The sequence below is a fragment of the Acinetobacter nosocomialis genome, assembly GCF_041021905.1.
Taxonomy (GTDB): Bacteria; Pseudomonadota; Gammaproteobacteria; order Pseudomonadales; family Moraxellaceae; genus Acinetobacter; species Acinetobacter nosocomialis.
Genome location: NZ_CP157432.1, coordinates 3,444,506 through 3,467,290, shown reverse-complemented (window position 1 = coordinate 3,467,290; position 22,785 = coordinate 3,444,506). Strand labels below are relative to the sequence as shown.

The window sequence follows — 22,785 nt, the reverse complement described above, 5'->3', positions numbered from 1 at the left end:
TTAAGAGAATTGAAGAACAACTTGTGTGGATTTTTACTGATTGATTAATCGAAATAATTTTCATTGATTGATTGGTTTAAATTACTCGAAGTTTATTTGAGCGAAATTTAAGTCAGTAATTGATGAGCCAGAATTGGCACCTTGTCTATAATAAGGTGCAAAATGATTTTAACTGAAGAGTTTGATCATGGCTCAGATTGAACGCTGGCGGCAGGCTTAACACATGCAAGTCGAGCGGGGGAAGGTAGCTTGCTACTGGACCTAGCGGCGGACGGGTGAGTAATGCTTAGGAATCTGCCTATTAGTGGGGGACAACATCTCGAAAGGGATGCTAATACCGCATACGTCCTACGGGAGAAAGCAGGGGATCTTCGGACCTTGCGCTAATAGATGAGCCTAAGTCGGATTAGCTAGTTGGTGGGGTAAAGGCCTACCAAGGCGACGATCTGTAGCGGGTCTGAGAGGATGATCCGCCACACTGGGACTGAGACACGGCCCAGACTCCTACGGGAGGCAGCAGTGGGGAATATTGGACAATGGGCGCAAGCCTGATCCAGCCATGCCGCGTGTGTGAAGAAGGCCTTATGGTTGTAAAGCACTTTAAGCGAGGAGGAGGCTACTTTAGATAATACCTAGAGATAGTGGACGTTACTCGCAGAATAAGCACCGGCTAACTCTGTGCCAGCAGCCGCGGTAATACAGAGGGTGCAAGCGTTAATCGGATTTACTGGGCGTAAAGCGCGCGTAGGCGGCTAATTAAGTCAAATGTGAAATCCCCGAGCTTAACTTGGGAATTGCATTCGATACTGGTTAGCTAGAGTGTGGGAGAGGATGGTAGAATTCCAGGTGTAGCGGTGAAATGCGTAGAGATCTGGAGGAATACCGATGGCGAAGGCAGCCATCTGGCCTAACACTGACGCTGAGGTGCGAAAGCATGGGGAGCAAACAGGATTAGATACCCTGGTAGTCCATGCCGTAAACGATGTCTACTAGCCGTTGGGGCCTTTGAGGCTTTAGTGGCGCAGCTAACGCGATAAGTAGACCGCCTGGGGAGTACGGTCGCAAGACTAAAACTCAAATGAATTGACGGGGGCCCGCACAAGCGGTGGAGCATGTGGTTTAATTCGATGCAACGCGAAGAACCTTACCTGGCCTTGACATAGTAAGAACTTTCCAGAGATGGATTGGTGCCTTCGGGAACTTACATACAGGTGCTGCATGGCTGTCGTCAGCTCGTGTCGTGAGATGTTGGGTTAAGTCCCGCAACGAGCGCAACCCTTTTCCTTATTTGCCAGCGAGTAATGTCGGGAACTTTAAGGATACTGCCAGTGACAAACTGGAGGAAGGCGGGGACGACGTCAAGTCATCATGGCCCTTACGGCCAGGGCTACACACGTGCTACAATGGTCGGTACAAAGGGTTGCTACACAGCGATGTGATGCTAATCTCAAAAAGCCGATCGTAGTCCGGATTGGAGTCTGCAACTCGACTCCATGAAGTCGGAATCGCTAGTAATCGCGGATCAGAATGCCGCGGTGAATACGTTCCCGGGCCTTGTACACACCGCCCGTCACACCATGGGAGTTTGTTGCACCAGAAGTAGCTAGCCTAACTGCAAAGAGGGCGGTTACCACGGTGTGGCCGATGACTGGGGTGAAGTCGTAACAAGGTAGCCGTAGGGGAACCTGCGGCTGGATCACCTCCTTAACGAAAGATTGACGATTGGTAAGAATCCACAACAAGTTGTTCTTCATAGATGTATCTGAGGGTCTGTAGCTCAGTTGGTTAGAGCACACGCTTGATAAGCGTGGGGTCACAAGTTCAAGTCTTGTCAGACCCACCATGACTTTGACTGGTTAAAGTTATAGATAAAAGATACATGACTGATGATGTAAGCTGGGGACTTAGCTTAGTTGGTAGAGCGCCTGCTTTGCACGCAGGAGGTCAGGAGTTCGACTCTCCTAGTCTCCACCAGAACTTAAGATAAGTTCGGATTACAGAAATTAGTAAATAGAGATTTCGGTCTTGGTTTATTAACTTCTGTGATTTAAGTATCACGGTATTAAGCATGACCTGACGAAGGCGTGTTTATTCATTAACAGATTGGCAAAATTGAGTCTGAAATAAATTGTTCACTCAAGAGTTTAGATTAAGTAATTAATCTGAATGAATTGAGAACTAGCAAATTAACTGAATCAAGCGTTTTGGTATATGAATTTAGATTGAAGCTGTACAGTGTTTAAATACACAGTGCTCTAAACTGAAATGTTGAAGTTACTAACTTGTAGGTAACGTCGACTGTTTGGGGTTGTATAGTCAAGTAATTAAGTGCATGTGGTGGATGCCTTGGCAGTCAGAGGCGATGAAAGACGTGATAGCCTGCGAAAAGCTCCGGGGAGGCGGCAAATATCCTTTGATCCGGAGATGTCTGAATGGGGGAACCCACCTACTTTAAGGTAGGTATTGCAACATGAATACATAGTGTTGCAAGGCGAACGAGGGGAAGTGAAACATCTCAGTACCCTTAGGAAAAGAAATCAATTGAGATTCCCTCAGTAGCGGCGAGCGAACGGGGATCAGCCCATTAAGTTATGTGTGTTTTAGTGGAACGCTCTGGGAAGTGCGAACGTAGAGGGTGATATTCCCGTACACGAAAGGGCACACATAATGATGACGAGTAGGGCGAGGCACGTGAAACCTTGTCTGAATATGGGGGGACCATCCTCCAAGGCTAAATACTCCTGACTGACCGATAGTGAACCAGTACCGTGAGGGAAAGGCGAAAAGAACCCCTGTGAGGGGAGTGAAATAGATCCTGAAACCGCATGCATACAAGCAGTGGGAGCACCTTCGTGGTGTGACTGCGTACCTTTTGTATAATGGGTCAGCGACTTATATTCAGTAGCGAGGTTAACCGTATAGGGGAGCCGTAGAGAAATCGAGTCTTAATAGGGCGTTTAGTTGCTGGGTATAGACCCGAAACCAGGCGATCTATCCATGAGCAGGTTGAAGGTTGGGTAACACTAACTGGAGGACCGAACCCACTGTCGTTGAAAAGCCAGGGGATGACTTGTGGATAGGGGTGAAAGGCTAATCAAGCCTGGTGATAGCTGGTTCTCCCCGAAAGCTATTTAGGTAGCGCCTCGGACGAATACCATAGGGGGTAGAGCACTGTTTCGGCTAGGGGGTCATCCCGACTTACCAAACCGATGCAAACTCCGAATACCTATGAGTACTATCCGGGAGACAGACTGCGGGTGCTAACGTCCGTAGTCAAGAGGAAAACAATCCAGACCGCCAGCTAAGGCCCCAAAATCATAGTTAAGTGGGAAACGATGTGGGAAGGCATAGACAGCTAGGAGGTTGGCTTAGAAGCAGCCACCCTTTAAAGAAAGCGTAATAGCTCACTAGTCGAGTCGGCCTGCGCGGAAGATGTAACGGGGCTAAAACTATGTGCCGAAGCTGCGGATTTGACATTAGTCAAGTGGTAGGGGAGCGTTCTGTAAGCCGATGAAGGTGTATTGAGAAGTATGCTGGAGGTATCAGAAGTGCGAATGCTGACGTGAGTAACGACAAAACGGGTGAAAAACCCGTTCGCCGAAAGACCAAGGGTTCCAGTCCAACGTTAATCGGGGCTGGGTGAGTCGACCCCTAAGGCGAGGCCGAAAGGCGTAGTCGATGGGAAATTGGTTAATATTCCAATACTTCTGTGTAATGCGATGAGAGGACGGAGAAGGTTAAGTCAGCCTGGCGTTGGTTGTCCAGGTGGAAGGATGTAGGTATGTATCTTAGGCAAATCCGGGGTACTCTATACTGAGATCCGATAGCAAGCTGTACTTGTACAGCGAAGTGGCTGATACCATGCTTCCAGGAAAAGTCTCTAAGCTTCAGTTACACAGGAATCGTACCCGAAACCGACACAGGTGGTCAGGTCGAGTAGACCAAGGCGCTTGAGAGAACTCTGCTGAAGGAACTAGGCAAAATGGTACCGTAACTTCGGGAGAAGGTACGCTGTTGTTGGTGATGGAACTTGCTTCCTGAGCTGATGACAGCCGCAGAAACCAGGCCGCTGCAACTGTTTATTAAAAACATAGCACTCTGCAAACACGAAAGTGGACGTATAGGGTGTGATGCCTGCCCGGTGCTGGAAGGTTAATTGATGGGGTTAGCGTAAGCGAAGCTCTTGATCGAAGCCCCAGTAAACGGCGGCCGTAACTATAACGGTCCTAAGGTAGCGAAATTCCTTGTCGGGTAAGTTCCGACCTGCACGAATGGCATAATGATGGCGGCGCTGTCTCCAGCAGAGGCTCAGTGAAATCGAAATCGCTGTGAAGATGCAGTGTACCCGCGGCTAGACGGAAAGACCCCGTGAACCTTTACTGCAGCTTGACACTGAACTTTGACCTTACTTGTGTAGGATAGGTGGGAGGCTTTGAAGTTGGAACGCTAGTTCCAATGGAGCCGTCCTTGAAATACCACCCTGGTAATGTTGAGGTTCTAACTCTGTCCCGTTATCCGGGACGAGGACCGTGTCTGGTGGGTAGTTTGACTGGGGCGGTCTCCTCCTAAAGAGTAACGGAGGAGTACGAAGGTGCGCTCAGCGTGGTCGGAAATCACGCGTAGAGTATAAAGGCAAAAGCGCGCTTAACTGCGAGACCCACAAGTCGAGCAGGTACGAAAGTAGGTCTTAGTGATCCGGTGGTTCTGTATGGAAGGGCCATCGCTCAACGGATAAAAGGTACTCTGGGGATAACAGGCTGATACCGCCCAAGAGTTCATATCGACGGCGGTGTTTGGCACCTCGATGTCGGCTCATCTCATCCTGGGGCTGAAGCAGGTCCCAAGGGTATGGCTGTTCGCCATTTAAAGAGGTACGCGAGCTGGGTTTAGAACGTCGTGAGACAGTTCGGTCCCTATCTACCGTGGGCGCTGGAAATTTGAGAGGATCTGCTCCTAGTACGAGAGGACCAGAGTGGACGAACCTCTGGTGTACCGGTTGTGACGCCAGTCGCATCGCCGGGTAGCTATGTTCGGAAGGGATAACCGCTGAAAGCATCTAAGCGGGAAGCCTACCTCAAGATAAGATTTCCCTAGGAATTTATTCCTCTAAAGAGCCGTTCGAGACTAGGACGTTGATAGGTTGGATGTGGAAGCATAGTGATATGTGAAGCTGACCAATACTAATTGCTCGTGAGGCTTGACTATACAACACCCAAGCAGTTGTATATAAAGCATCAATCGATTCATAAATCTACAAAGCAACTTGATTTAGTTATTCCACTAGATAAAATGAACACAGCCAGATTCAATCAGCCCAATCTGTAAAGATTTGGAAAACGCTTCGGCAGTCAATAAGACCAAAGCAAGTATCCATAAACAGTTGTGCTGGCGACCATAGCAAGAGTGAACCACCTGATCCCTTCCCGAACTCAGAAGTGAAACCTCTTAGCGCTGATGGTAGTGTGGGGTTACCCATGTGAGAGTAAGTCATCGCCAGCTCATTATTCTAAACACCCCCATTCTAAAGAGTGGGGGTGTTTTTTATTGCGCAGGAATTTTATGTCCAATGCTTTAGATATTAAATTTAATTCAATTTATAAAAAAATAGAGCTAATCTAAAATTATTCACCTAATTAGAAATTTAATATGTATATGCAATGGATTTTAGTTAAAACTTTTTCATTTCCTTATGAGGCACAAATTGCAAAGACTCAATTAGAGGCTTTTGGAATTCCCGTTCGTATTGAAAATGAACATACAATTAACATGGACTGATTTTATTCAAATGCATTGGGTGGAGTCCGATTATTAGTACTAGAAAAAGACCTCAATGATGCGAAAGCACTTCTTGAAAAAGATTTTAGTGAAGACTTAGAGCAAGAGTTTGGAAAAAATAAAGGACGATGTCCTAACTGCGGAAGTTATGATATTGAACCTTACACAAAAAGAAAAAAATCAGCCTTTATGGCACTCATGTTCTTAGGTTTACCTTTATTTTCTTTTAAAAATGGTAATAGATGTAAACAATGCCAATATTTTTGGAATTAATAATTATCTATTATCTTAATTTATTAAAGTTTTTATAAAGAGAAGGCCCAAATCTAAAATAAGATTAAAAAACGATCTATAATAGAGGGTATTATAAAACTATAAAAAATTATAAAAGGAAGAAGGTTATGGAATATAAAGGAAGTTGTCATTGTGGACAGGTGAAGTTGGTCGTAGAAGGTGAGCTAACAGAAGTTTTATCTTGCAATTGTTCCATTTGCCAGAAGAAAGGATCTTTACTTTGGTTTCTACCGACTAATCAAGTTAAAGTTACTTTGGACACTCCTGATAATTTGGCGAACTATACTTTTAATAAACATGTGATTAACCATCATTTCTGTAAAAATTGTGGTATTCATCCATATGCCCAAGGTATAGATAATCAAGGTAATTCAATCTTTGCGATTAATGTACGATGTATAGATGGTATTGACTTAGATAAGATAAAAATAAATTATTTTGATGGGCGTTCAGTTTAATCGCTATTAGGGGTTTATCCAATGAACACTAAAAAACAGTTAACTTCAACACAATTAGATTTACTGCTTGAACTGTTAAAGGCGAGATTTGAAAAGAACACACATCGTCATAAAGAAGTCGATTGGTTGAATGTACGGGATAAATTAATAAAATCTCCAGACAAACTATGGGCATTGCAAGGAATGGAAAATACTGGAGGAGAGCCTGATGTTATTGTTTTTGACCAGCAGAAAGATCAGTATTTATTTGTAGATTGTTCTCCTGAAACCCCAAAAGGCCGTAGAAGCCTTTGCTATGATCGTGAGGCTTTAGAATCTAGAAAAGATCATCCTCCTAAAAACAGTGCAATAGATCTTGCTAATGAAATGGGAGTTGAGCTTTTAACAGAAGAGCAATATCGTCAGTTACAGCAAATTGAAGAGTTTGATCTTAAAACTTCGAGTTGGCTCGCAACCCCAGTCGAGATTCGTAAATTGGGTGGAGCACTTTTTGCTGATCGTCGTTATGGCCGGGTCTTCATTTATCATAATGGAGCACAGTCTTATTATGCTGTACGTGGTTTTCGTTGTTGTTTAAGAATATAGGTGTTGTACTTAAATAAAAATAATTCTATTTGATGTTTTATGCCAAGAAATTGAAGATTCTTGCAACTTTTGATTAACAATAAACATGACAAGATATGTTCAGGAATTAAATAAAAACATCAGGAAATTTCTAAATATGCAACTCAACCCAATTTACTATAATGAACAACACATTGCTTTTGCTGACAATGTTCGTCGATTTGTGCAAAAAGAAATGGCACCTTTTGTTAATGAGTGGGATGAGGCCGAGACATTTCCTAGAGAGCTTTATAAAAAGGCTGCTGAAATTGGCCTATTGGGTCTAGGTTTTTCTCAAGAATATGGTGGTATTCCTGATGCAGATCCATTCTATTCATTACTCGCTGGTATTGAAATGGCAAAGGCGGGTTCTGGTGGAGTACATACTTCACTCATGGTGCACACAATTGGTGCCCCTCCAATTCAACATTTTGGAAGTGAGGAGTTAAAAGCTAGAGTCCTCCCAGAGATTATTTCCGGTGAAAAAATTTCTGCATTAGCAATTACAGAACCAGGTGGTGGGTCTGATGTGGCAGCGTTACAAACTAAAGCTGTTCGGGAAGGGGATTATTATATTGTCTCAGGTGAGAAGACTTTTATCACCTCAGGAATTCGTGCAGATTACTACACTGTTGCAGTACGTACAGACCCCATAAAAACTGGAGCTGAAGGCATTTCAATGTTGCTCGTTGATGCGCATAGTGAAGGAATTACTAAAACGCCTTTAAAGAAAATGGGGTGGTGGGCTTCAGATACGGCTCATTTGCATTTTGACCAAGTACGAGTACCTGCATCAAATCTACTTGGCAAAGAAAATGCCGGTTTTAAAGTTATTATGAATAACTTTAATATGGAGCGCTTTTTCTTAGGAGTAGTCGCTTATGGCTATGCATTAGTTTGTTATGAAGAAGCTTTGGAGTGGGCGCAGCAACGCAAAACTTTTGGTAAGCGATTAATTGATCATCAAGTAGTACGTCATAAATTGGTAGATATGGCAACGCAATTAACCACAACACGGGCATTACTTGAAGAAACAGCTTGGAAAATGACTCAGCCGAATTTACAGGGGCCGGAATTGGTGGCACAGATTTCGATGCTTAAGAATGTGGCAACACGTGCTATGCAATTTTGTGCTGATGCTGCTGTGCAAACTTTAGGTGGTATGGGCTTTATGCGTGGGACAAAATCTGAGCGTATTTACCGTGAAGTGAAGGTGAATATGATTGGTGGCGGTGCTGAAGAAATTATGAAAGATTTGATTAGTAAGCAGCTCGGTTACTGATGTTATAGATTAGGTGGTTTTTGTGCCACCTAATCTTCTTCAAGTATTAGTTGTAACGGATCAACCCATTGTTCGTTTAAAATTGCCCATCTCTCATGATCTTTCCAAGTTTTTCCACCAATACGAAGATATTGGCGAGAAAAGCCTTCTTTTATGAAACCAGCGTGGGCTACTAATTGAATTGAGGCAATATTGTCAGGTTGTATATTCGCTTCTAACCTATGTAAATTTAAATTTTTAAATGCTTCATTGAGTAATAATTTGAGGCCTTGCGTCATATAGCCATGATCTTGATAGGGATGAAATGCTTCATAACCCAAATAGGCTGAATGAAAGTGACCGCGTATAATATTTGAAATATTAAATGTTCCGGCAATCGAATGACTAGTGATTAAGCAGACAAAATAGCGATGCTCTTGTTCTAAATATGTTTGAAAGTCAGCTGGTGGATATGCCCATGGTTGATGTAATTCAACACTACGTGCATAAGCTTCTTTAATTTCTGCAAGGTCATTTTTCTTGGGTTTACGTAAATAGACTAGACTCATTTTAATGCCATCTCCCAAACCATTTCAGTTAACTCATCAATTTTGACTTTACCCTCAGCTTTATACCAAATTACGGTCCACGAAATTGCCCCACCAACTAATCTTCGCCAAATAAAGGCATCATGCTTTACCTTGCCTTCAGTGCGTAATTTTTCAATAACATCCAACCAGATTTGCTCATATTCATTACGCATTTTTAAAAGATAATCTTGTTTTTCTTTTGACAGGGCAAACCATTCATAAACCAACACAGCCATGGCTGCACCTGTATCGCCAGTAATTGAAATAAGCTCAGCTTTAATAAGGGCTCGTAATTGTTGTTCTGGATCAGTAGATTGATGTGCTGCCTCTTCTAAACGAGCAAGATTGTAAATAATGGTTTCCTCCATTACATGAGCGAGGATGTCATCTTTACTTTTAAAGTGATGAAATAAACTTCCCGATTGAATTCCAATAAATTGAGCAAGTTCACGTACAGTCGTTTTGTCATAGCCTTGCTTGTGAAATAAATAGGCAGCCCCCCGTAATAAACGACCACGCGGGCTATCGTCAAAGCAAGAAATATTTGGAATTTGTTCAATTGAAGTGGCAATCATGTGTTCAGTTTGTTCCCTTATCTAAAAATCCATAACGGAAATTTCTCTAAATTTCATCACATTTCAGATTGTTTTCTGAATTTGGAAGATTTGGTCAACATCACAATAACATTTTGCGCTTTACAAACCAAGCGCTTGCTTGGTAATGTTGAGGCTGATTTTTAGACAAAATAATGAGAAATAAGATGGCAAGTAATCAACAGGGTGATGAGCGTGTCGTAAAAATAGGTTGTGCCTCAGGTTTTTGGGGAGACACCAATACTGCCGCTTTCCAACTGGTACATCTAACCGATATTAATTATTTGGTTTTTGATTATTTGTCTGAGATTACCATGTCGATTATGGCAAAAGCGAAGATGGTAGAACCGAAACATGGTTACGCTTTAGACTTTGTCAGCCGAGTCATGGCACCTTTGCTGAAAAAAATTGCTGAAAAAAAGATTAAAGTGATTAGTAATGCCGGTGGTGTTAATCCATTAGCTTGTCGGGATGCCTTACAAAAAATTATTAAAGAGTATGGTCTAGATCTGAAAGTGGCTGTGGTGTTAGGTGATGATCTTTTGCCAAAACATGAGCAGTTAAAATCACAGAATATTCAAGAAATGTTTAGCGGAGAAGCTTTGCCTGAACAGGTAGCGAGCAGTAATGCTTATTTAGGCGCGGTTGCTATTCGTGACGCCTTAGACTTAGGTGCCGATATTGTGATTACGGGTCGGGTGGTTGACTCTGCTGTGGTGCTTGCACCTTTGCTTCATGAATATCAATGGTCGCTCGATGATTATGACAAATTGGCGCAAGGTTCGTTAGCAGGTCATGTCATTGAATGTGGTGCTCAATGTACGGGTGGTAATTTTACCGATTGGCAATTGGTGCAGGGCTTCGACAACATGGGTTTTCCAGTGGTTGAAGTGAGTGAGGATGGCTCATTTATTGTAACTAAGCCTCAAGGTACAGGTGGTCTGGTTTCTACTGCTACAGTTGCAGAGCAAATTGTTTATGAAATTGGTAATCCTCAAGCGTATTTACTACCAGATGTAATTGCTGATTTCAGCCACGTGCATTTAGAGCAAGCTGGGGAGCATCGGGTTCGTGTAACGGGTGCAAAAGGACAAGCTCCGACTACGCAATATAAAGTCAGCGCGACCTATCCTGATGGTTATCGGGTTTTAGTGAGTTTCTTAATTGCAGGTCGTGAGGCACCACAAAAAGCACAAGTTATTGCTGATGCGATTTTATCTAAATGCGAACGTGTTTTAGCAATGCGCTCAGTGCCGCCATTTAGTGAAAAGTCTGTTGAAATTTTAGGTATTGAAAGTACTTATGGCGAACATGCCCAAACATTAAATAGTCGTGAAGTAGTGGTCAAAATAGCTGTAAAACACATGTTTAAAGAAGCATGTATGTTCTTTGCATCTGAAATTGCTCAAGCCTCTACAGGTATGGCTCCAGCCTTGGCAGGAATTGTTGGAGGCCGACCAAAAGCATCTCCAGTGATTAAGTTATTTTCATTTTTAATAGATAAAAATCAGGTAAGTGTCGAAATCGATTTTGAAGGAAAACGCTACCCAGTTGAGATTCCACAAGAAGTTTTTACAGAGCAATTGCCTACTTTAAAGGCAGGTGAAAATGCAATTTATCAAGGAGATGAAATTGAAGTTCCTTTGATTGAAATTGCGCATGCCCGCAGTGGTGATAAAGGCAATCATAGCAATATTGGCGTGATTGCACGTAAAGCAGACTATTTACCATGGATTCGTGCAGCACTAACTGAACAGTCTGTTGCAAGCTATATGCAACATGTCTTGAATGCTGAGAAAGGGCGAGTAATTCGTTATGAGTTACCGGGTTTAAATGCACTGAATTTTATGTTGGAGAATGCTTTAGGTGGTGGTGGTGTTGCCAGCTTGCGTATTGACCCGCAAGGCAAAGCCTTTGCCCAACAGTTATTGGATATGCCAGTTAAAGTTCCGGCACATCTTTTAGAAAAATAAAATGAATGGATGAAATAAAGATGAGTTATCAATCAATTTTTAGACCAGATGCTTTCGCTAATAAAGTCATTATTGTGACAGGTGGTGGCTCAGGAATTGGCCGTTGTACGGCACATGAGCTTGCAGCCCTTGGCGCTCAAGTAGTGATTACAGGACGCAAAATTGAAAAATTAGAGAAAGTAAGCCAAGAAATTATAGAAGATGGTGGTCGGGTTCATTTTATTGTTTGTGATAACCGTGAAGAAGAACAAGTGAAAAATATGATTGCCGAAGTAATAGAGAAATTCGGCAAACTAGATGGCTTGGTAAATAATGCAGGCGGCCAGTTCCCTTCAGCGTTAGAGAATATTTCGGCGAATGGTTTCGATGCAGTCGTGCGTAATAATTTACACGCAACGTTCTATTTAATGCGTGAAGCTTATAACCAATGGATGGCTAAACATGGTGGCAGTATTGTCAATATGACTGCTGATATGTGGGGCGGCATGCCGGGAATGGGACATTCTGGTGCTGCGCGTTCGGGGGTTGATAACTTAACTAAAACAGCATCGGTTGAGTGGGGGAAATCTGGCGTTCGTGTAAATGCGGTTGCACCGGGGTGGATTGTGTCATCCGGTATGGATAATTATAGCGGTGATTTTGCCAAAGTGATTATTCCAAGCCTTGCTGGCAATGTACCGCTAAAACGTATGGGAACTGAATCAGAAGTTTCATCGGCGATTTGTTATTTACTGTCAGATGCTGCGGCTTTTGTGTCAGGTGTAACTTTGCGTATTGATGGCGCTGCATCGCAAGGGACACGCATGTATCCACTAGCCGAAGCGACAAATAGTCAGTCTTATAATGGTTTCCATCGCGCGTTTATTCCTGAAATTTTTAAAAAAGATAAGACTGAGAAAGCCGAACAAAACAATAGTTTAGGTTTGGAGTGAGGAATAAAAAAATGACCATTCTCCAATCCGAAATTGCTGTTGGTAGTGAACAGTATCAAAAAAATAAAGAGGCACTACTTGCTCAGCTGAGTGAAGTCCGTGCAATTCAGCAAAAAAGCATTGATAAATCGTATGCTGCTAAACCGAAATTCGATAAAAAGGGCAAGATTCTGCCGCATGAGCGTGTACGGTTATTGCTCGATGCCGATTCGCCTTTTGTCGAGCTTTGTGGCTTGGTTGGCTACAACATGCATGATGACAAAGATGGCTCCGAAGCTGGTGGTGGTGTAATTGCCGGCATTGGTTTTGTCAGTGGTGTGCGTTGTCTAGTCTCTGCAAGTAATAGTGCAATTAAGGGCGGGACTATGTCTCCTATGGGCGTACACAAAACTTTGCGTTTGCAAAAAATTGCCTTAGAACAAAAACTCCCGCTGATTACGCTGACCGAAAGTGGGGGCGCTAACTTAAATTATGCTGCTGAAGTATTTACCTATGGTGGTATGACCTTTGCCAATCAGGCACGTTTGTCTGCGGCAGGTATTCCCCAACTTGCAGTGGTGCATGGTAATGCAACGGCAGGTGGTGCTTATCAACCAGGTCTTTCAGATTATGTCATTGTAGTACGCAAACAAACCGAGATGCTTCTTGCAGGTCCCCCTTTACTCTTGGCTGCCACTGGCGAAGTGGCAACAGCTGAAGAGTTGGGCGGGGCAGAAATGCATGCGCAGGTTGCTGGAACAGCAGAATACTTAGCAGGAAATGATGCTGACGGTATTCGGATGGCACGTGAAATTTTTGAACACCTGAACTGGAAAGAGCAAATCAAACCAGTTGATGTGACTTATAAAGAGCCTCGTTACGATACCGAGGAACTATTGGGTGTTATCCCAAGTGATCCTAAACAACCATTTGATATGAAAGAAGTGGTTGCCCGCATTATTGACGACTCAGTTTTTCTAGAATTTAAGCAGGAATATGACGATTTAACGGTGTGTGGCTGGGCAAAAATTGGAGGCTTGCATATCGGTATTATTACCAATAATGGTCCGATTACCCCTCAAGGGGCAGCAAAAGCAGCTCAGTTTATTCACTTATGTGAACAGACTAACCGCCCGTTATTGTTCTTACATAACACTACTGGCTTTATGGTGGGAACCGATGCCGAGCAAAATGGCATTATTAAGCATGGCTCAAAACTGATTCAAGCTGTTGCTAATTGTACTGTACCTAAAATTTCAATCGTTGTGGCAGGGTCATATGGTGCTGGTAACTACGCAATGTGTGGTCGGAGTTTATCGCCAGATTTTATTTTTGCTTGGCCAAATTCGCATGTTGCTGTAATGGGTTCTGCACAGGCCGGAAAAGTATTACGTATTGTGGCAGAAGGAAAGCAAAAGGCTTCTGGTCAGGAACCAAATCAGCAAATGCTCGATTTTCTTGAGCAAAGTACGGCCATGAAATTAGAGCAGCAATCTACCGCGCTTTTCAATACAGCTATGCTTCATGACGATGGCATTATTGACCCGAGAGATACCCGAAAATTACTTATTTTCCTTTTACAAACCATTTATGAAGCACAGCAACGTGAGTTGAATCCGACCCGTTTTGGTGTGTCCCGTTTTTAATCAACCTTTACCGTAATTAAAAAAATTAATAGGAAGAACACCATGAAATTTACTGCCGAACATGAAGCATTACGTCGTACAGCGCGTCAATTTGTTCAAAATGAGCTGAATCCACATATTCCAGAATGGGAAGAAGCAGGACGTTTCCCGATCCACGATGTATTTAAAAAGATGGGTGATCTTGGCCTATTGGGGATTTGTAAGCCTGAGGAAAATGGTGGTCTGGCTTTAGATTACTCTTATAACTTGGTTGTTGCTGAAGAAATTGGACGAGCAGCTTGTGGCGGTGTGCCTTTAGCCATTGGTGTACAAACCGATATGGCAACACCTGCTTTGGCGCGTTTTGGTAGTAAAGAATTACGTGATGAGTTTTTAACTCCAGCCATTGCTGGGGAGTATGTCGCATCCATTGCAGTATCGGAAGTGCATGCTGGTTCGGATGTTGCTGCTATTAAAACGACTGCTAAAAAAGATGGCGATGACTATGTCATTAACGGCAGCAAAATGTGGATTACCAACTCACTGCAGGCGGATTTCTTCTGCCTTTTAGCCAATACATCTGACGATAAACCACACGTCAACAAGTCGATGATTATTGTACCGGCAAAAACTAAAGGGATTAGTTTTTCAGAGCCGTTAAATAAATTAGGTATGCGTTCAACCACCACAGCACAAGTTTATTTGGACAATGTACGTGTACCTCAGCGCAACTTGGTTGGTGTTGAAGGTATGGGTTTCATGATGCAAATGATGCAATTTCAGGAAGAGCGTTTATGGGCCTGTGCTAATGCTATTGGTGGTTTGGAAAATTTAATCCAAAAGACTATCGCCTATACCAAAGAGCGTACGACGTTTGGTCAGCCACTTATTAATAACCAATATATTCACTTCCGCTTTGCTGAACTCATGACTGAAATAGAAGCACTTAAAGCATTAACCTACCAAGCGTGTGAACAGCATATTGCAGGTGAAGATGTGACCAAGCTGGCATCTATGGCAAAACTCAAAGCTGGACGTTTAACTCGTGAAGTTGCTGATAGCTGTCTGCAATACTGGGGTGGTAACGGCTTTATGTGGGATAACCCTGCATCACAGTTGTATCGTGATGGTCGTTTAGGCTCTATTGGCGGTGGTGCAGATGAGATTATGCTGGGGATTATCTGTAAGTTGATGGATATCTTGCCAAAAAAACAGAAATAGAATAAGGGGGAAGCCATGACACTTTCAGCATCTCTACAAGCTATAGATCTTGATGACAGCATTCAATTAGAACAAGACGGCAGTATTTTATATCTCTGGTTAAACCGACCGGAGAGTCGTAATGCTATGAACTTGAATATGGTCAATGCAATTCAACAAGTCTTTAATGCCATTCGCAATGACCTTTCAATTCGTGCAGTCATCATTCGTGGTGAAGGTGGAACTTTTTGCGCAGGTGGTGACATTAAAGACATGGCTGCTTTACGCGTTGAAGCAACTAACATTGGCAGTTTACAACCTTATGCAGACTTTAACCGCCGTTTTGGTGCCATGCTTGAGCAAGTTGAAGCTGCACCACAGACTGTTGTGGTCATTTTAGAAGGTGCGGTGTTAGGTGGAGGTTTTGGGCTGGCATCTGTTTCTGATGTTGCCATTAGCCGTGACAATGCGCAGTTTGGTTTACCTGAAACTGGGCTTGGTGTGATTCCTGCACAAATTGCTCCTTTTGTGGTGAAACGTATTGGCCTGACTCAGGCACGCCGACTTGCTTTACTCGGCATGCGTTTTGAAGGGCATACGGCACTGAGTGTCGGTGTGGTTCATCAAATTGCACATAATGAAATTGAACTTGAACAAGCTTTAGAGGAAACCATTCAACACATTAAACGAGCAGCTCCTCAAGCTTCGCGTGTGACTAAAGCATTGTTACATCGAACACTCAATGAGCCTTTAAATGAATTGCTCAATGATGCAGCTCAGCAGTTTGCCCAAGCGGTTGGTGGAGTTGAAGGACAAGAAGGAACGATGGCTTTTATCCAAAAAAGGTTACCAAATTGGGCCGATGAGTCATAAAAGATAAGGATAAAAATAATGAAATTTTCAAAAATACTGGTTGCCAATCGTGGTGAAATTGCAGTTCGAGTTATGCAAACAGCCAAGGCAATGGGTTACCAAACTGTCGCAGTTTATTCCGATGCAGACCGTAATGCCCGTCATGTGCAAGAAGCAGACGAAGCTGTTTATATTGGTGCTTCAAAAGTATCTGAGTCTTATCTTTCTATTACCAAAATAATAGATGCATGTAAAAAAACTGGGGCAGATGCGGTTCACCCTGGCTATGGTTTTTTGTCAGAAAATACTGATTTTGCTCAGGCATGTATCGAAAATCAGATTACATTTATAGGGCCTACTGCTTCTGCAATTGAGTTAATGGGCAGTAAACGCCTTTCAAAAATCGCCATGATTGAGGCGGGCGTCCCTTGTGTACCAGGTTATGAAGGTGATCGACAAGATCTCGAATATTTAGCAACTCAAGCTGAGCAGATTGGCTTTCCAATTATGGTCAAAGCTTCTGCGGGTGGCGGCGGTCGTGGCATGCGTTTGGTACAACAAGCATCTGAATTGGTTGAGGCGTTGCAAACTGCACGTTCAGAAGCTGAAAATGCTTTTGGTTCGGGGGAGCTTATTTTAGAAAAAGCAGTTATTGCTCCGCGTCATGTCGAAATTCAGGTTTTTGGTGATACTCACGGCAATTATGTGTATTTGTTTGAGCGTGATTGTTCGATCCAACGTCGCCATCAAAAAGTAGTTGAAGAGGCGCCGTGTCCTGTCATGACGCCTGAACTACGTCAGCAAATGGGTGAGGCAGCTGTAGCAGCGGCAAGAGCATGTGCCTATGTCGGTGCTGGGACAGTTGAGTTTTTGCTAGATGCATCGGGTGCATTTTACTTTTTGGAGATGAATACCCGTTTGCAGGTAGAACATCCGGTCACTGAGCTTATTACAGGATTGGACTTGGTTGAATGGCAGTTACGTGTGGCGAATGGTGAGCATTTACCTTTAAAGCAACAGGAATTGAACTTCAATGGACATGCGATCGAAGTGCGCTTGTATGCAGAAGACCCACGTCAGGATTTCTTACCCCAAACAGGCAAGGTTTTACGCTGGAAGCCTGCAACTTTACCAAATGTGCGAATCGATCATGGCATGTTGGCAACTGATGAAGTCAGCCCATTTTACGATCCGATGGTAGCAAAGGTGATTGCATACGGTAAAACCCGTGAGGATGCGATTCGCTTACTGGCTCGTGCAGTCGATGATAGTGTTTTACTTGGAGTGAATAGTAATAAACAGTTCTTGGTCAATTTACTGCGCCATCCAGTTGTTGTTGGAGGGGATACCAATACTGCATTCATCCAACAGCACTTCCAAAATGATCCGAGCTTACACCATCAAGTTTTATCTTTAGAAACTTTAGCGATTGCTGCGGCATTATTTAGCCAAAATAAAGGTACTGCGGTGTGGCAAACTGGGCTTGGTGTGCCATTACCGTTAAAATTACAAATTACCGATCAGCAAATTCAATTGCAGGTTTCATCTGTAAATAACACATTTACGGCTCAGTTCTGTGATCAATCAGTTTGTATTGATGTGCTTGAGAGAACGTCAGAGTACCTAGTTTATTTAATTGATGGTATTCGTCGCCGTGTGCAGTATGTATTAGATAGTGATCAACTTTATCTAGACCGAGATAATGGTAATATTGTGATACGCAATGTGACCTATGCTGCGCCAGAAGCTACCGATGTAGCGGGAGATGGCAAAATTCGTGCACCAATGGATGGTGCTGTGGTTAATATTCTGGTGAATAAAGGCGATCAAGTGGTGAGAGGTCAAACCTTACTAGTGCTTGAAGCTATGAAAATCCAGCAGCAGATTAAAGCTGATGTAGATGGTGTAGTTGAAGATGTGTTAGGGCAACAGGGTCAACAAGTCAAAAAACGGCAAATGCTATTTACTATTCAAACTTAATTGAAAAATACCGCTCTTATTGGGCGGTATTTTTTTATAGCAGTTTAAGAGTTATTCTCCATCTGCCTCTGCAATCACTTGGCTTGCTTTTTTTAGGCTATAAAGCAGCTGCCCTAAAAGCACATCTCTATTACTTAGGGTAACCATAACCATCGGATGATGGAGAGCAGGAATAGCTGTTAAAATGGCTTTGCCATTATCTGCATCTAATGTGATGTTATTACAGCCAGTCAGTTGAATCTCTTTTAAAAATGCACTGACCATGGCCAAAATTGAGCTACTCACCGCTGCTAATTTGGTGGTATTAGGGTAGTTCTTGTGGCTCACTGTTGCCAATTCAAACCCATCTGAAGAACAAATCATGACAAAGTCTACACCACGTGTATTCATAAGAATTTTTTGGGCTTCACTTTTTGCAAGTTGTAGCAATTGTGTTGGAGCGGTTCGTTTTTGAACTGGAATACTAAGCATGATCTTTCCCTTGAGATGTTGCGCCTACCTTAACTTCAAGTGATGCAATTAATGATTCAACCATCATTAAAATTTGCTCTTGTTCTCTTGCATCAATAAAAAATAATGGATATTGAAGTTCGTTTTCTGCTAACCAGTTGCGATACTGTTGGAGTGAAGATTCTTTATTTTCATCAATATGCGTAATACCAATCGCAATATTATCATTATAATTTTTAAAGGTTTCCAAGTAACTTTCTAGTTCAGCAATTGGAGTAGAGCTATTGTGATCTAACAGAAGAATAATACCAATCGCACCTTTACAAATAACTGACCAGATAAAATCAAAACGGCTTTGTCCAGGGGTTCCATATAGCCCAATTTTAATACCATCATCTAAAGTAATTTCGCCGTAATCAATCCCTACAGTTGTTTGTGATTTTTGATGACTTTGTACATCAGTATTAAATGCTTCTGTTTCTAAAATTGGAATTTCAGATAGCGATTTGATCGCTTCTGTTTTACCAGCCCCCATACTGCCTGCGAAGACAATTTTATATTGTTGAATAATCATAGTGTTCCTTAAAAGCCAAAACGGCGTCGAATTTTCCCTATAAACTTTTTTAAAAAATGACTTTCTGTATTTGAGTTTTCTGAATGAGTCTGTGGCGTGTAAAAACACTTATTCGCGGAAACATATTGCCCATTATTTGCCATTAAACATGCTGTAATAAAATGTAGAACAACATCGATAGGTTGGTTGAGTTGTTTAGCTACTTCAGTGACTTTTGCTCCCTGAATAAAACAGGCAGAGAGCTGTAGGCTTACTTTTCTATATTCTTTTTGATAGGGTTGTGGCCAATGATTAATTTTAAAGTAACCATCAGCTGACGCTAAATTCTCAAATTCTTTTGAACACCAAATTAAATTCCACAACCAATCCTGTAAGTAATAATCCTTTTTACGAGAAACCTTAGTAAAGTCTGATGTTTTTGCAAAGGTAAAGTTAAAACTCATATTGGTCTGTGTTTTTTGACGAGAAGGTTCTAACCAAGCAATTTGAGTTCTATTATCAATAATTGCCAAGGTACCCTTGTCATCAAATAAATGTAATTTAATATTTTCAGAGCTATGCAAATTTTTTATAAATTGCTCATCTATGATAGATATTTCATTTAATAAAGTTGAGTTGGAACGAACATCAGTATGTTTTAAAAGAGATAATACATTTACTTGTAACCATGAACGGAGATGTTCTGTTTTTTCTAAAGGGTAGTGTAAGGTATGTTCGTGTAGAGTGCCTCCATTTTCTAAAGGTGTTTTTGTAATTTTTAAATAAGGAAATTTTTTCTTATTAAGAATATTTTGAATATTGTCTGCATCAAAAAAGTTTTCATTAATAATTAATAAATCAATCTGATTACTAGAAATGTTAACCCAGTTAATTCCATATTGATTAGATATCAAATCACGGATTAAGATTTTTAATTCGTCTGAAACTTTTAAGCTTAAACCAGAAACTGCAATATTTATGCAATGGCTATCCATAGTATCATTTTAAATTTTTATTAAGTAATATTGTAATGTTATATGTGCTCTTTATATTAAGTATAAAGAGCACAGCTTAAATTAATTAACTAAAATCGAGCTCTTTTTCAAAGGACTTTAACTCATGACGAGCCATGGCTAAATTCGACTTGGCGCGATCAAGTACTAAATAAAGGAATAAATTATTATTACTTTCTAAAGGACGAATTAAGTGATAAGCCTTCCCTAATGTAATTAAAATATCTTCAATATTGTCATTTAATTTTAATGCGTTAGCTACATTTCGTTTTGCGCGAATGACTTCTGTGTTTCCAGCAGCTGCCAGCTCTAAATCAATATCCCCACCGCCTTGTGTAGCAAGTGATAAACCACTTTCTGAATCAACAAGTGCAGATGCAATAAAACCATCAATTTCAGTTAAGCTATCTAAAGAAAGTTTAGCCATTTTTTTATCTCTCAGGATTATAAAGTTATAATTACTACTTTTTCCTTAAAAGTAGTTAAAAATCATTATATTTTTACTTAAGTTGAAGTCAATAAATCAAATAAATTTCAAAATTGTTGTTTTAGTAAATAAGTGACCAAAAATGTCATCTTATAAAAAATATTATAAGATTGTTTTTACATTAAATATTTAATACTGTGCTCATGTTTGCATTATATAATTTCTATTATTAATTTTAATAATTGTAATAGAATGTTAAAAGAATATTTATTGATAAATTATGTCTATTTAAATAGAAAAAGAGGAACTATAAGTTCCTCTTTTAAATAATTATAATAAAATTAAATAAGATGTGTATAAATACAATATAGGTAACCTAAAATAGCTAAAGCAACAAGAGGTGCGATAACTTTTGACCATGCCGGAATAAAAGTTTCGATAGGTTGCTCTTCGATGTGTAATTCTTCATGATGCGGTTGGGCTTGGTGAACCATTTGGTTGAACTCCTTCATTGTTGCATCCAATGATAGCTCTTCTTGTTCAACAGGTTTAGAACCAATCAGCTCTGTTAGGTGGTTTGTTGACCAAACCCAATCCTCAGCCTGTCCTGATAAATGTTCAACTTGCCCTAAAATGAGCTCTTTTAAACCGTTCTGTCCGAAACCTCCAGTTTCATCAAGTTGATTAAGCTCAGTTAGCTGTAAGGTCAAAATTTCTGAAATACTTTGCTCAAGTTCGGCATTTTTTAAAATCGACTGATTGTGCTTAGAAGTTGTTAAATGACGCGCTATTTCTTGAATATATAATGGATCGGCTGTTTTGATTTCATTATAAATTTTATTGTCGTCTTGACGCCATAAGCTAATTAACTTTCCAAGAGTGAGCACATTCACTTCATCAATCAGCTTATTTTTCTCATTGGCTGGATATTGATTTAAAAGCTGAGGCTTTTGAATTTTTATTTGCTCAGCAAAGTATTGGACTAAATCAAATGCCATACTTTATTCCTCTAAAATTAATCTAAAATTCTTAATGTTGGCTTTTTCTTGGTTGGTTCAGATGTTTCTTGTGTTTCTGAGTCTAGCGTATTTTCTACAGGCGCTACATTGGCATATTCTTCTGGATCAAAGAATAAACCTTGTCCATTTTCGCGTGCATATATACCCAAAACAGCTTGGATAGGGACATAAATATCTTTAGAAACACCGCCAAAACGTGCTGAAAAGGTTACGGCATCATTGCTAATAAGCAGTTGATGTACAGCATGGGGCACAATATTTAAAACAATTTGGCCATCTTTCACAAATTGTTGTGGTACATCCGTATGTGGTTGTGTTGCATCAACGAGTAAATAAGGGGTGAGTTGATTGTCGCAAATCCATTCATAGATTGCGCGAGCAAGATAAGGACGTGTAGGGGTTAATTCAATAGTTTGCTCAGACATATCACACTATTCCATATTTAATTGTTCATTGTAACGGGTTTTCTCTTGGGGCGTCATTGATTTAACAAAAGAAGGGCGGCTAAAGATACGTTTACAGTACAAAAATATAGGCCGACACTGCTGCTTTGGTAAATCAATTCCCATGCTATTAAGCCGCACAAAAATTGGGGCGAGCATACAATCCAAAATTGAAAAATTTTCGGACATAAAATAAGGGAAATGCTGAAATAGGGGAGTAAGAGAAATTAAGGTATCACGTAATTCTTTTTGCGCTTTTTGCTTTTGTTCTACATTTAAAGTATCTGCATGTTTGAGCATATGATCGGCCAATTTAAACCAATCATTTTCAAGGCGCCAAATGTATTGCCGTTGTTCTGCACGTGCCATAGGAGCATCAGCGTAAAGCTTGCTCTGACGATATCGGTCATCGAGATATTCAGCAATAATTGGAGCGGAAAATAATTTGAGGTTTTGCTCAAGTAGCATTGGTAATTGGTTATAAGGGTTTAGACTCGCTAAATCCTCATCTTCATGATCAGTTACGATCAATTGATATTTAATTTGCTTTTCTGCCAATAAAAAACGGATCCAGTGAGAACGGAAATCATCAGCATGGCTGTAAAGGGTAATTCCCTGAATTGAAGTGTTTTCGACCGACATATCACAAGGTATGGTTGTGTGAATCGGTTAGAATACTAAAAATATGAGTGGAAATCACGGTGCCATAGATAGAGTTTCATATATTTATCTGTTTCGCTCATGCTTAAAATGAATAAGCAATAA

At 41.1% G+C, this 22,785-nt stretch carries 18 protein-coding genes, 2 tRNA genes, 3 rRNA genes and 1 pseudogene; 15 read left to right on the top strand and 9 right to left on the bottom strand.

What is annotated here, in order from left to right; genetic code table 11:
* Nucleotides 1–169: 169 nt before the first annotated feature.
* The 9 genes and pseudogenes from ABLC00_RS16140 (at nt 170) to ABLC00_RS16100 (ending at nt 8,412) form a co-directional block, all read left to right on the top strand.
* Nucleotides 170–1,707, top strand: a 16S ribosomal RNA gene (locus ABLC00_RS16140).
* A 59-nt stretch (nt 1,708–1,766) separates the two neighbouring features.
* Nucleotides 1,767–1,843, top strand: a tRNA-Ile gene (locus ABLC00_RS16135).
* A gap of 55 nt (nt 1,844–1,898) precedes the next feature.
* Nucleotides 1,899–1,974 (top strand) — tRNA-Ala (locus ABLC00_RS16130).
* A 340-nt stretch (nt 1,975–2,314) separates the two neighbouring features.
* A 23S ribosomal RNA gene (locus ABLC00_RS16125) occupies nt 2,315–5,205 on the top strand.
* Nucleotides 5,206–5,384: 179 nt separating this feature from the next.
* Nucleotides 5,385–5,499, top strand: a 5S ribosomal RNA gene (gene rrf, locus ABLC00_RS16120).
* Together the 16S, 23S and 5S rRNA genes with 2 tRNA genes alongside form the textbook arrangement of a ribosomal RNA operon.
* Before the next feature lie 153 nt (nt 5,500–5,652).
* A pseudogene (locus ABLC00_RS16115) lies at nt 5,653–6,048 on the top strand (DUF2007 domain-containing protein).
* Nucleotides 6,049–6,176: 128 nt separating this feature from the next.
* A complete protein-coding gene (locus tag ABLC00_RS16110; protein WP_006582621.1) occupies nt 6,177–6,527 on the top strand; it encodes a GFA family protein in 351 nt (116 codons plus the stop codon).
* 21 nt (nt 6,528–6,548) lie between these two features.
* Nucleotides 6,549–7,112 (top strand): DUF4256 domain-containing protein, encoded by a 564-nt coding sequence (locus tag ABLC00_RS16105; RefSeq protein WP_006582622.1) that lies wholly within the window; start codon nt 6,549–6,551, stop codon nt 7,110–7,112.
* 136 nt (nt 7,113–7,248) lie between these two features.
* Entirely contained in the window at nt 7,249–8,412 is a 1,164-nt protein-coding gene (locus ABLC00_RS16100) for an acyl-CoA dehydrogenase family protein (protein ID WP_006582623.1), read from the top strand.
* A 29-nt stretch (nt 8,413–8,441) separates the two neighbouring features.
* On the opposite strand, the gene ABLC00_RS16095 is transcribed toward ABLC00_RS16100, so the two are convergent.
* The gene (locus ABLC00_RS16095; protein ID WP_006582624.1) at nt 8,442–8,960 is read right to left on the bottom strand and encodes a GNAT family N-acetyltransferase; all 519 of its coding nucleotides are present in this window, start codon (nt 8,958–8,960) and stop codon (nt 8,442–8,444) included.
* Nucleotides 8,957–9,556, bottom strand: coding sequence for a TetR/AcrR family transcriptional regulator (locus tag ABLC00_RS16090; RefSeq protein WP_006582625.1), 600 nt, complete (start codon nt 9,554–9,556; stop codon nt 8,957–8,959). The genes ABLC00_RS16095 and ABLC00_RS16090 overlap by 4 nt, the downstream gene beginning before the upstream one ends.
* Nucleotides 9,557–9,741: 185 nt before the next feature.
* Between ABLC00_RS16090 and ABLC00_RS16085 the strand changes: the two genes are divergently transcribed.
* The 6 genes from ABLC00_RS16085 to ABLC00_RS16060 are packed head-to-tail and all read left to right on the top strand — an operon-like array spanning nt 9,742 to nt 18,115.
* Nucleotides 9,742–11,547 (top strand): acyclic terpene utilization AtuA family protein, encoded by a 1,806-nt coding sequence (locus ABLC00_RS16085; RefSeq protein WP_006582626.1) that lies wholly within the window; start codon nt 9,742–9,744, stop codon nt 11,545–11,547.
* 20 nt (nt 11,548–11,567) lie between these two features.
* Entirely contained in the window at nt 11,568–12,479 is a 912-nt protein-coding gene (locus ABLC00_RS16080; RefSeq protein WP_002048713.1) for an SDR family oxidoreductase, read from the top strand.
* Between the two features lie 11 nt (nt 12,480–12,490).
* Complete coding sequence (locus ABLC00_RS16075) at nt 12,491–14,104, top strand: acyl-CoA carboxylase subunit beta (protein WP_004882879.1); 1,614 nt, start codon at nt 12,491–12,493, stop codon at nt 14,102–14,104.
* A 42-nt stretch (nt 14,105–14,146) separates the two neighbouring features.
* A complete protein-coding gene (locus ABLC00_RS16070) occupies nt 14,147–15,304 on the top strand; it encodes an acyl-CoA dehydrogenase family protein (RefSeq protein WP_004882880.1) in 1,158 nt (385 codons plus the stop codon).
* 15 nt (nt 15,305–15,319) lie between these two features.
* Nucleotides 15,320–16,156, top strand: coding sequence for an enoyl-CoA hydratase/isomerase family protein (locus tag ABLC00_RS16065; RefSeq protein ID WP_006582628.1), 837 nt, complete (start codon nt 15,320–15,322; stop codon nt 16,154–16,156).
* 18 nt (nt 16,157–16,174) lie between these two features.
* Nucleotides 16,175–18,115 (top strand): acetyl/propionyl/methylcrotonyl-CoA carboxylase subunit alpha, encoded by a 1,941-nt coding sequence (locus ABLC00_RS16060; protein WP_004882884.1) that lies wholly within the window; start codon nt 16,175–16,177, stop codon nt 18,113–18,115.
* A 51-nt stretch (nt 18,116–18,166) separates the two neighbouring features.
* Here ABLC00_RS16060 and ABLC00_RS16055 read toward each other — a convergent pair whose 3' ends face one another.
* The 7 genes from ABLC00_RS16055 to ABLC00_RS16025 all read right to left on the bottom strand — a co-directional run bounded on the left by ABLC00_RS16055 (nt 18,167) and on the right by ABLC00_RS16025 (nt 22,662).
* The gene (locus ABLC00_RS16055) at nt 18,167–18,586 is read right to left on the bottom strand and encodes a roadblock/LC7 domain-containing protein (protein ID WP_000949092.1); all 420 of its coding nucleotides are present in this window, start codon (nt 18,584–18,586) and stop codon (nt 18,167–18,169) included.
* Nucleotides 18,579–19,139: an ATP/GTP-binding protein gene (locus tag ABLC00_RS16050; protein ID WP_000586671.1), complete on the bottom strand. Its 561-nt coding sequence runs from the start codon at nt 19,137–19,139 to the stop codon at nt 18,579–18,581. The genes ABLC00_RS16055 and ABLC00_RS16050 overlap by 8 nt, the downstream gene beginning before the upstream one ends.
* A gap of 8 nt (nt 19,140–19,147) precedes the next feature.
* Nucleotides 19,148–20,113, bottom strand: a complete 966-nt coding sequence (locus ABLC00_RS16045) for a hypothetical protein (RefSeq protein ID WP_004882894.1) — start codon at nt 20,111–20,113, stop codon at nt 19,148–19,150.
* Nucleotides 20,114–20,198: 85 nt separating this feature from the next.
* Nucleotides 20,199–20,558: a hypothetical protein gene (locus ABLC00_RS16040; protein WP_001096608.1), complete on the bottom strand. Its 360-nt coding sequence runs from the start codon at nt 20,556–20,558 to the stop codon at nt 20,199–20,201.
* A gap of 341 nt (nt 20,559–20,899) precedes the next feature.
* Complete coding sequence (locus ABLC00_RS16035) at nt 20,900–21,556, bottom strand: hypothetical protein (protein WP_002048692.1); 657 nt, start codon at nt 21,554–21,556, stop codon at nt 20,900–20,902.
* A gap of 17 nt (nt 21,557–21,573) precedes the next feature.
* Nucleotides 21,574–22,002, bottom strand: a complete 429-nt coding sequence (locus ABLC00_RS16030; protein WP_004882895.1) for a ClpXP protease specificity-enhancing factor — start codon at nt 22,000–22,002, stop codon at nt 21,574–21,576.
* A gap of 6 nt (nt 22,003–22,008) precedes the next feature.
* On the bottom strand, nt 22,009–22,662 hold the full coding sequence (locus ABLC00_RS16025; RefSeq protein WP_002048702.1) for a glutathione S-transferase N-terminal domain-containing protein: 654 nt from the start codon (nt 22,660–22,662) through the stop codon (nt 22,009–22,011).
* Nucleotides 22,663–22,785: the final 123 nt, after the last annotated feature.

What these genes read in the sequence shown, in the direction of transcription:
- ABLC00_RS16105 (WP_006582622.1), top strand. Translation starts at nt 6,549, where the DNA reads ATGAACACTAAAAAACAGTTAACTTCAACACAATTAGATTTACTGCTT.
- ABLC00_RS16090 (WP_006582625.1), bottom strand. Translation starts at nt 9,556, where the DNA reads ATGATTGCCACTTCAATTGAACAAATTCCAAATATTTCTTGCTTTGAC.
- ABLC00_RS16040 (WP_001096608.1), bottom strand. Translation starts at nt 20,558, where the DNA reads ATGGCTAAACTTTCTTTAGATAGCTTAACTGAAATTGATGGTTTTATT.
- ABLC00_RS16035 (WP_002048692.1), bottom strand. Translation starts at nt 21,556, where the DNA reads ATGGCATTTGATTTAGTCCAATACTTTGCTGAGCAAATAAAAATTCAA.
- ABLC00_RS16085 (WP_006582626.1), top strand. Translation starts at nt 9,742, where the DNA reads ATGGCAAGTAATCAACAGGGTGATGAGCGTGTCGTAAAAATAGGTTGT.
- ABLC00_RS16025 (WP_002048702.1), bottom strand. Translation starts at nt 22,662, where the DNA reads ATGTCGGTCGAAAACACTTCAATTCAGGGAATTACCCTTTACAGCCAT.
- ABLC00_RS16055 (WP_000949092.1), bottom strand. Translation starts at nt 18,586, where the DNA reads ATGCTTAGTATTCCAGTTCAAAAACGAACCGCTCCAACACAATTGCTA.
- ABLC00_RS16065 (WP_006582628.1), top strand. Translation starts at nt 15,320, where the DNA reads ATGACACTTTCAGCATCTCTACAAGCTATAGATCTTGATGACAGCATT.
- ABLC00_RS16030 (WP_004882895.1), bottom strand. Translation starts at nt 22,002, where the DNA reads ATGTCTGAGCAAACTATTGAATTAACCCCTACACGTCCTTATCTTGCT.
- ABLC00_RS16075 (WP_004882879.1), top strand. Translation starts at nt 12,491, where the DNA reads ATGACCATTCTCCAATCCGAAATTGCTGTTGGTAGTGAACAGTATCAA.
- ABLC00_RS16060 (WP_004882884.1), top strand. Translation starts at nt 16,175, where the DNA reads ATGAAATTTTCAAAAATACTGGTTGCCAATCGTGGTGAAATTGCAGTT.
- ABLC00_RS16110 (WP_006582621.1), top strand. Translation starts at nt 6,177, where the DNA reads ATGGAATATAAAGGAAGTTGTCATTGTGGACAGGTGAAGTTGGTCGTA.
- ABLC00_RS16095 (WP_006582624.1), bottom strand. Translation starts at nt 8,960, where the DNA reads ATGAGTCTAGTCTATTTACGTAAACCCAAGAAAAATGACCTTGCAGAA.
- ABLC00_RS16080 (WP_002048713.1), top strand. Translation starts at nt 11,568, where the DNA reads ATGAGTTATCAATCAATTTTTAGACCAGATGCTTTCGCTAATAAAGTC.
- ABLC00_RS16050 (WP_000586671.1), bottom strand. Translation starts at nt 19,139, where the DNA reads ATGATTATTCAACAATATAAAATTGTCTTCGCAGGCAGTATGGGGGCT.
- ABLC00_RS16100 (WP_006582623.1), top strand. Translation starts at nt 7,249, where the DNA reads ATGCAACTCAACCCAATTTACTATAATGAACAACACATTGCTTTTGCT.
- ABLC00_RS16070 (WP_004882880.1), top strand. Translation starts at nt 14,147, where the DNA reads ATGAAATTTACTGCCGAACATGAAGCATTACGTCGTACAGCGCGTCAA.
- ABLC00_RS16045 (WP_004882894.1), bottom strand. Translation starts at nt 20,113, where the DNA reads ATGGATAGCCATTGCATAAATATTGCAGTTTCTGGTTTAAGCTTAAAA.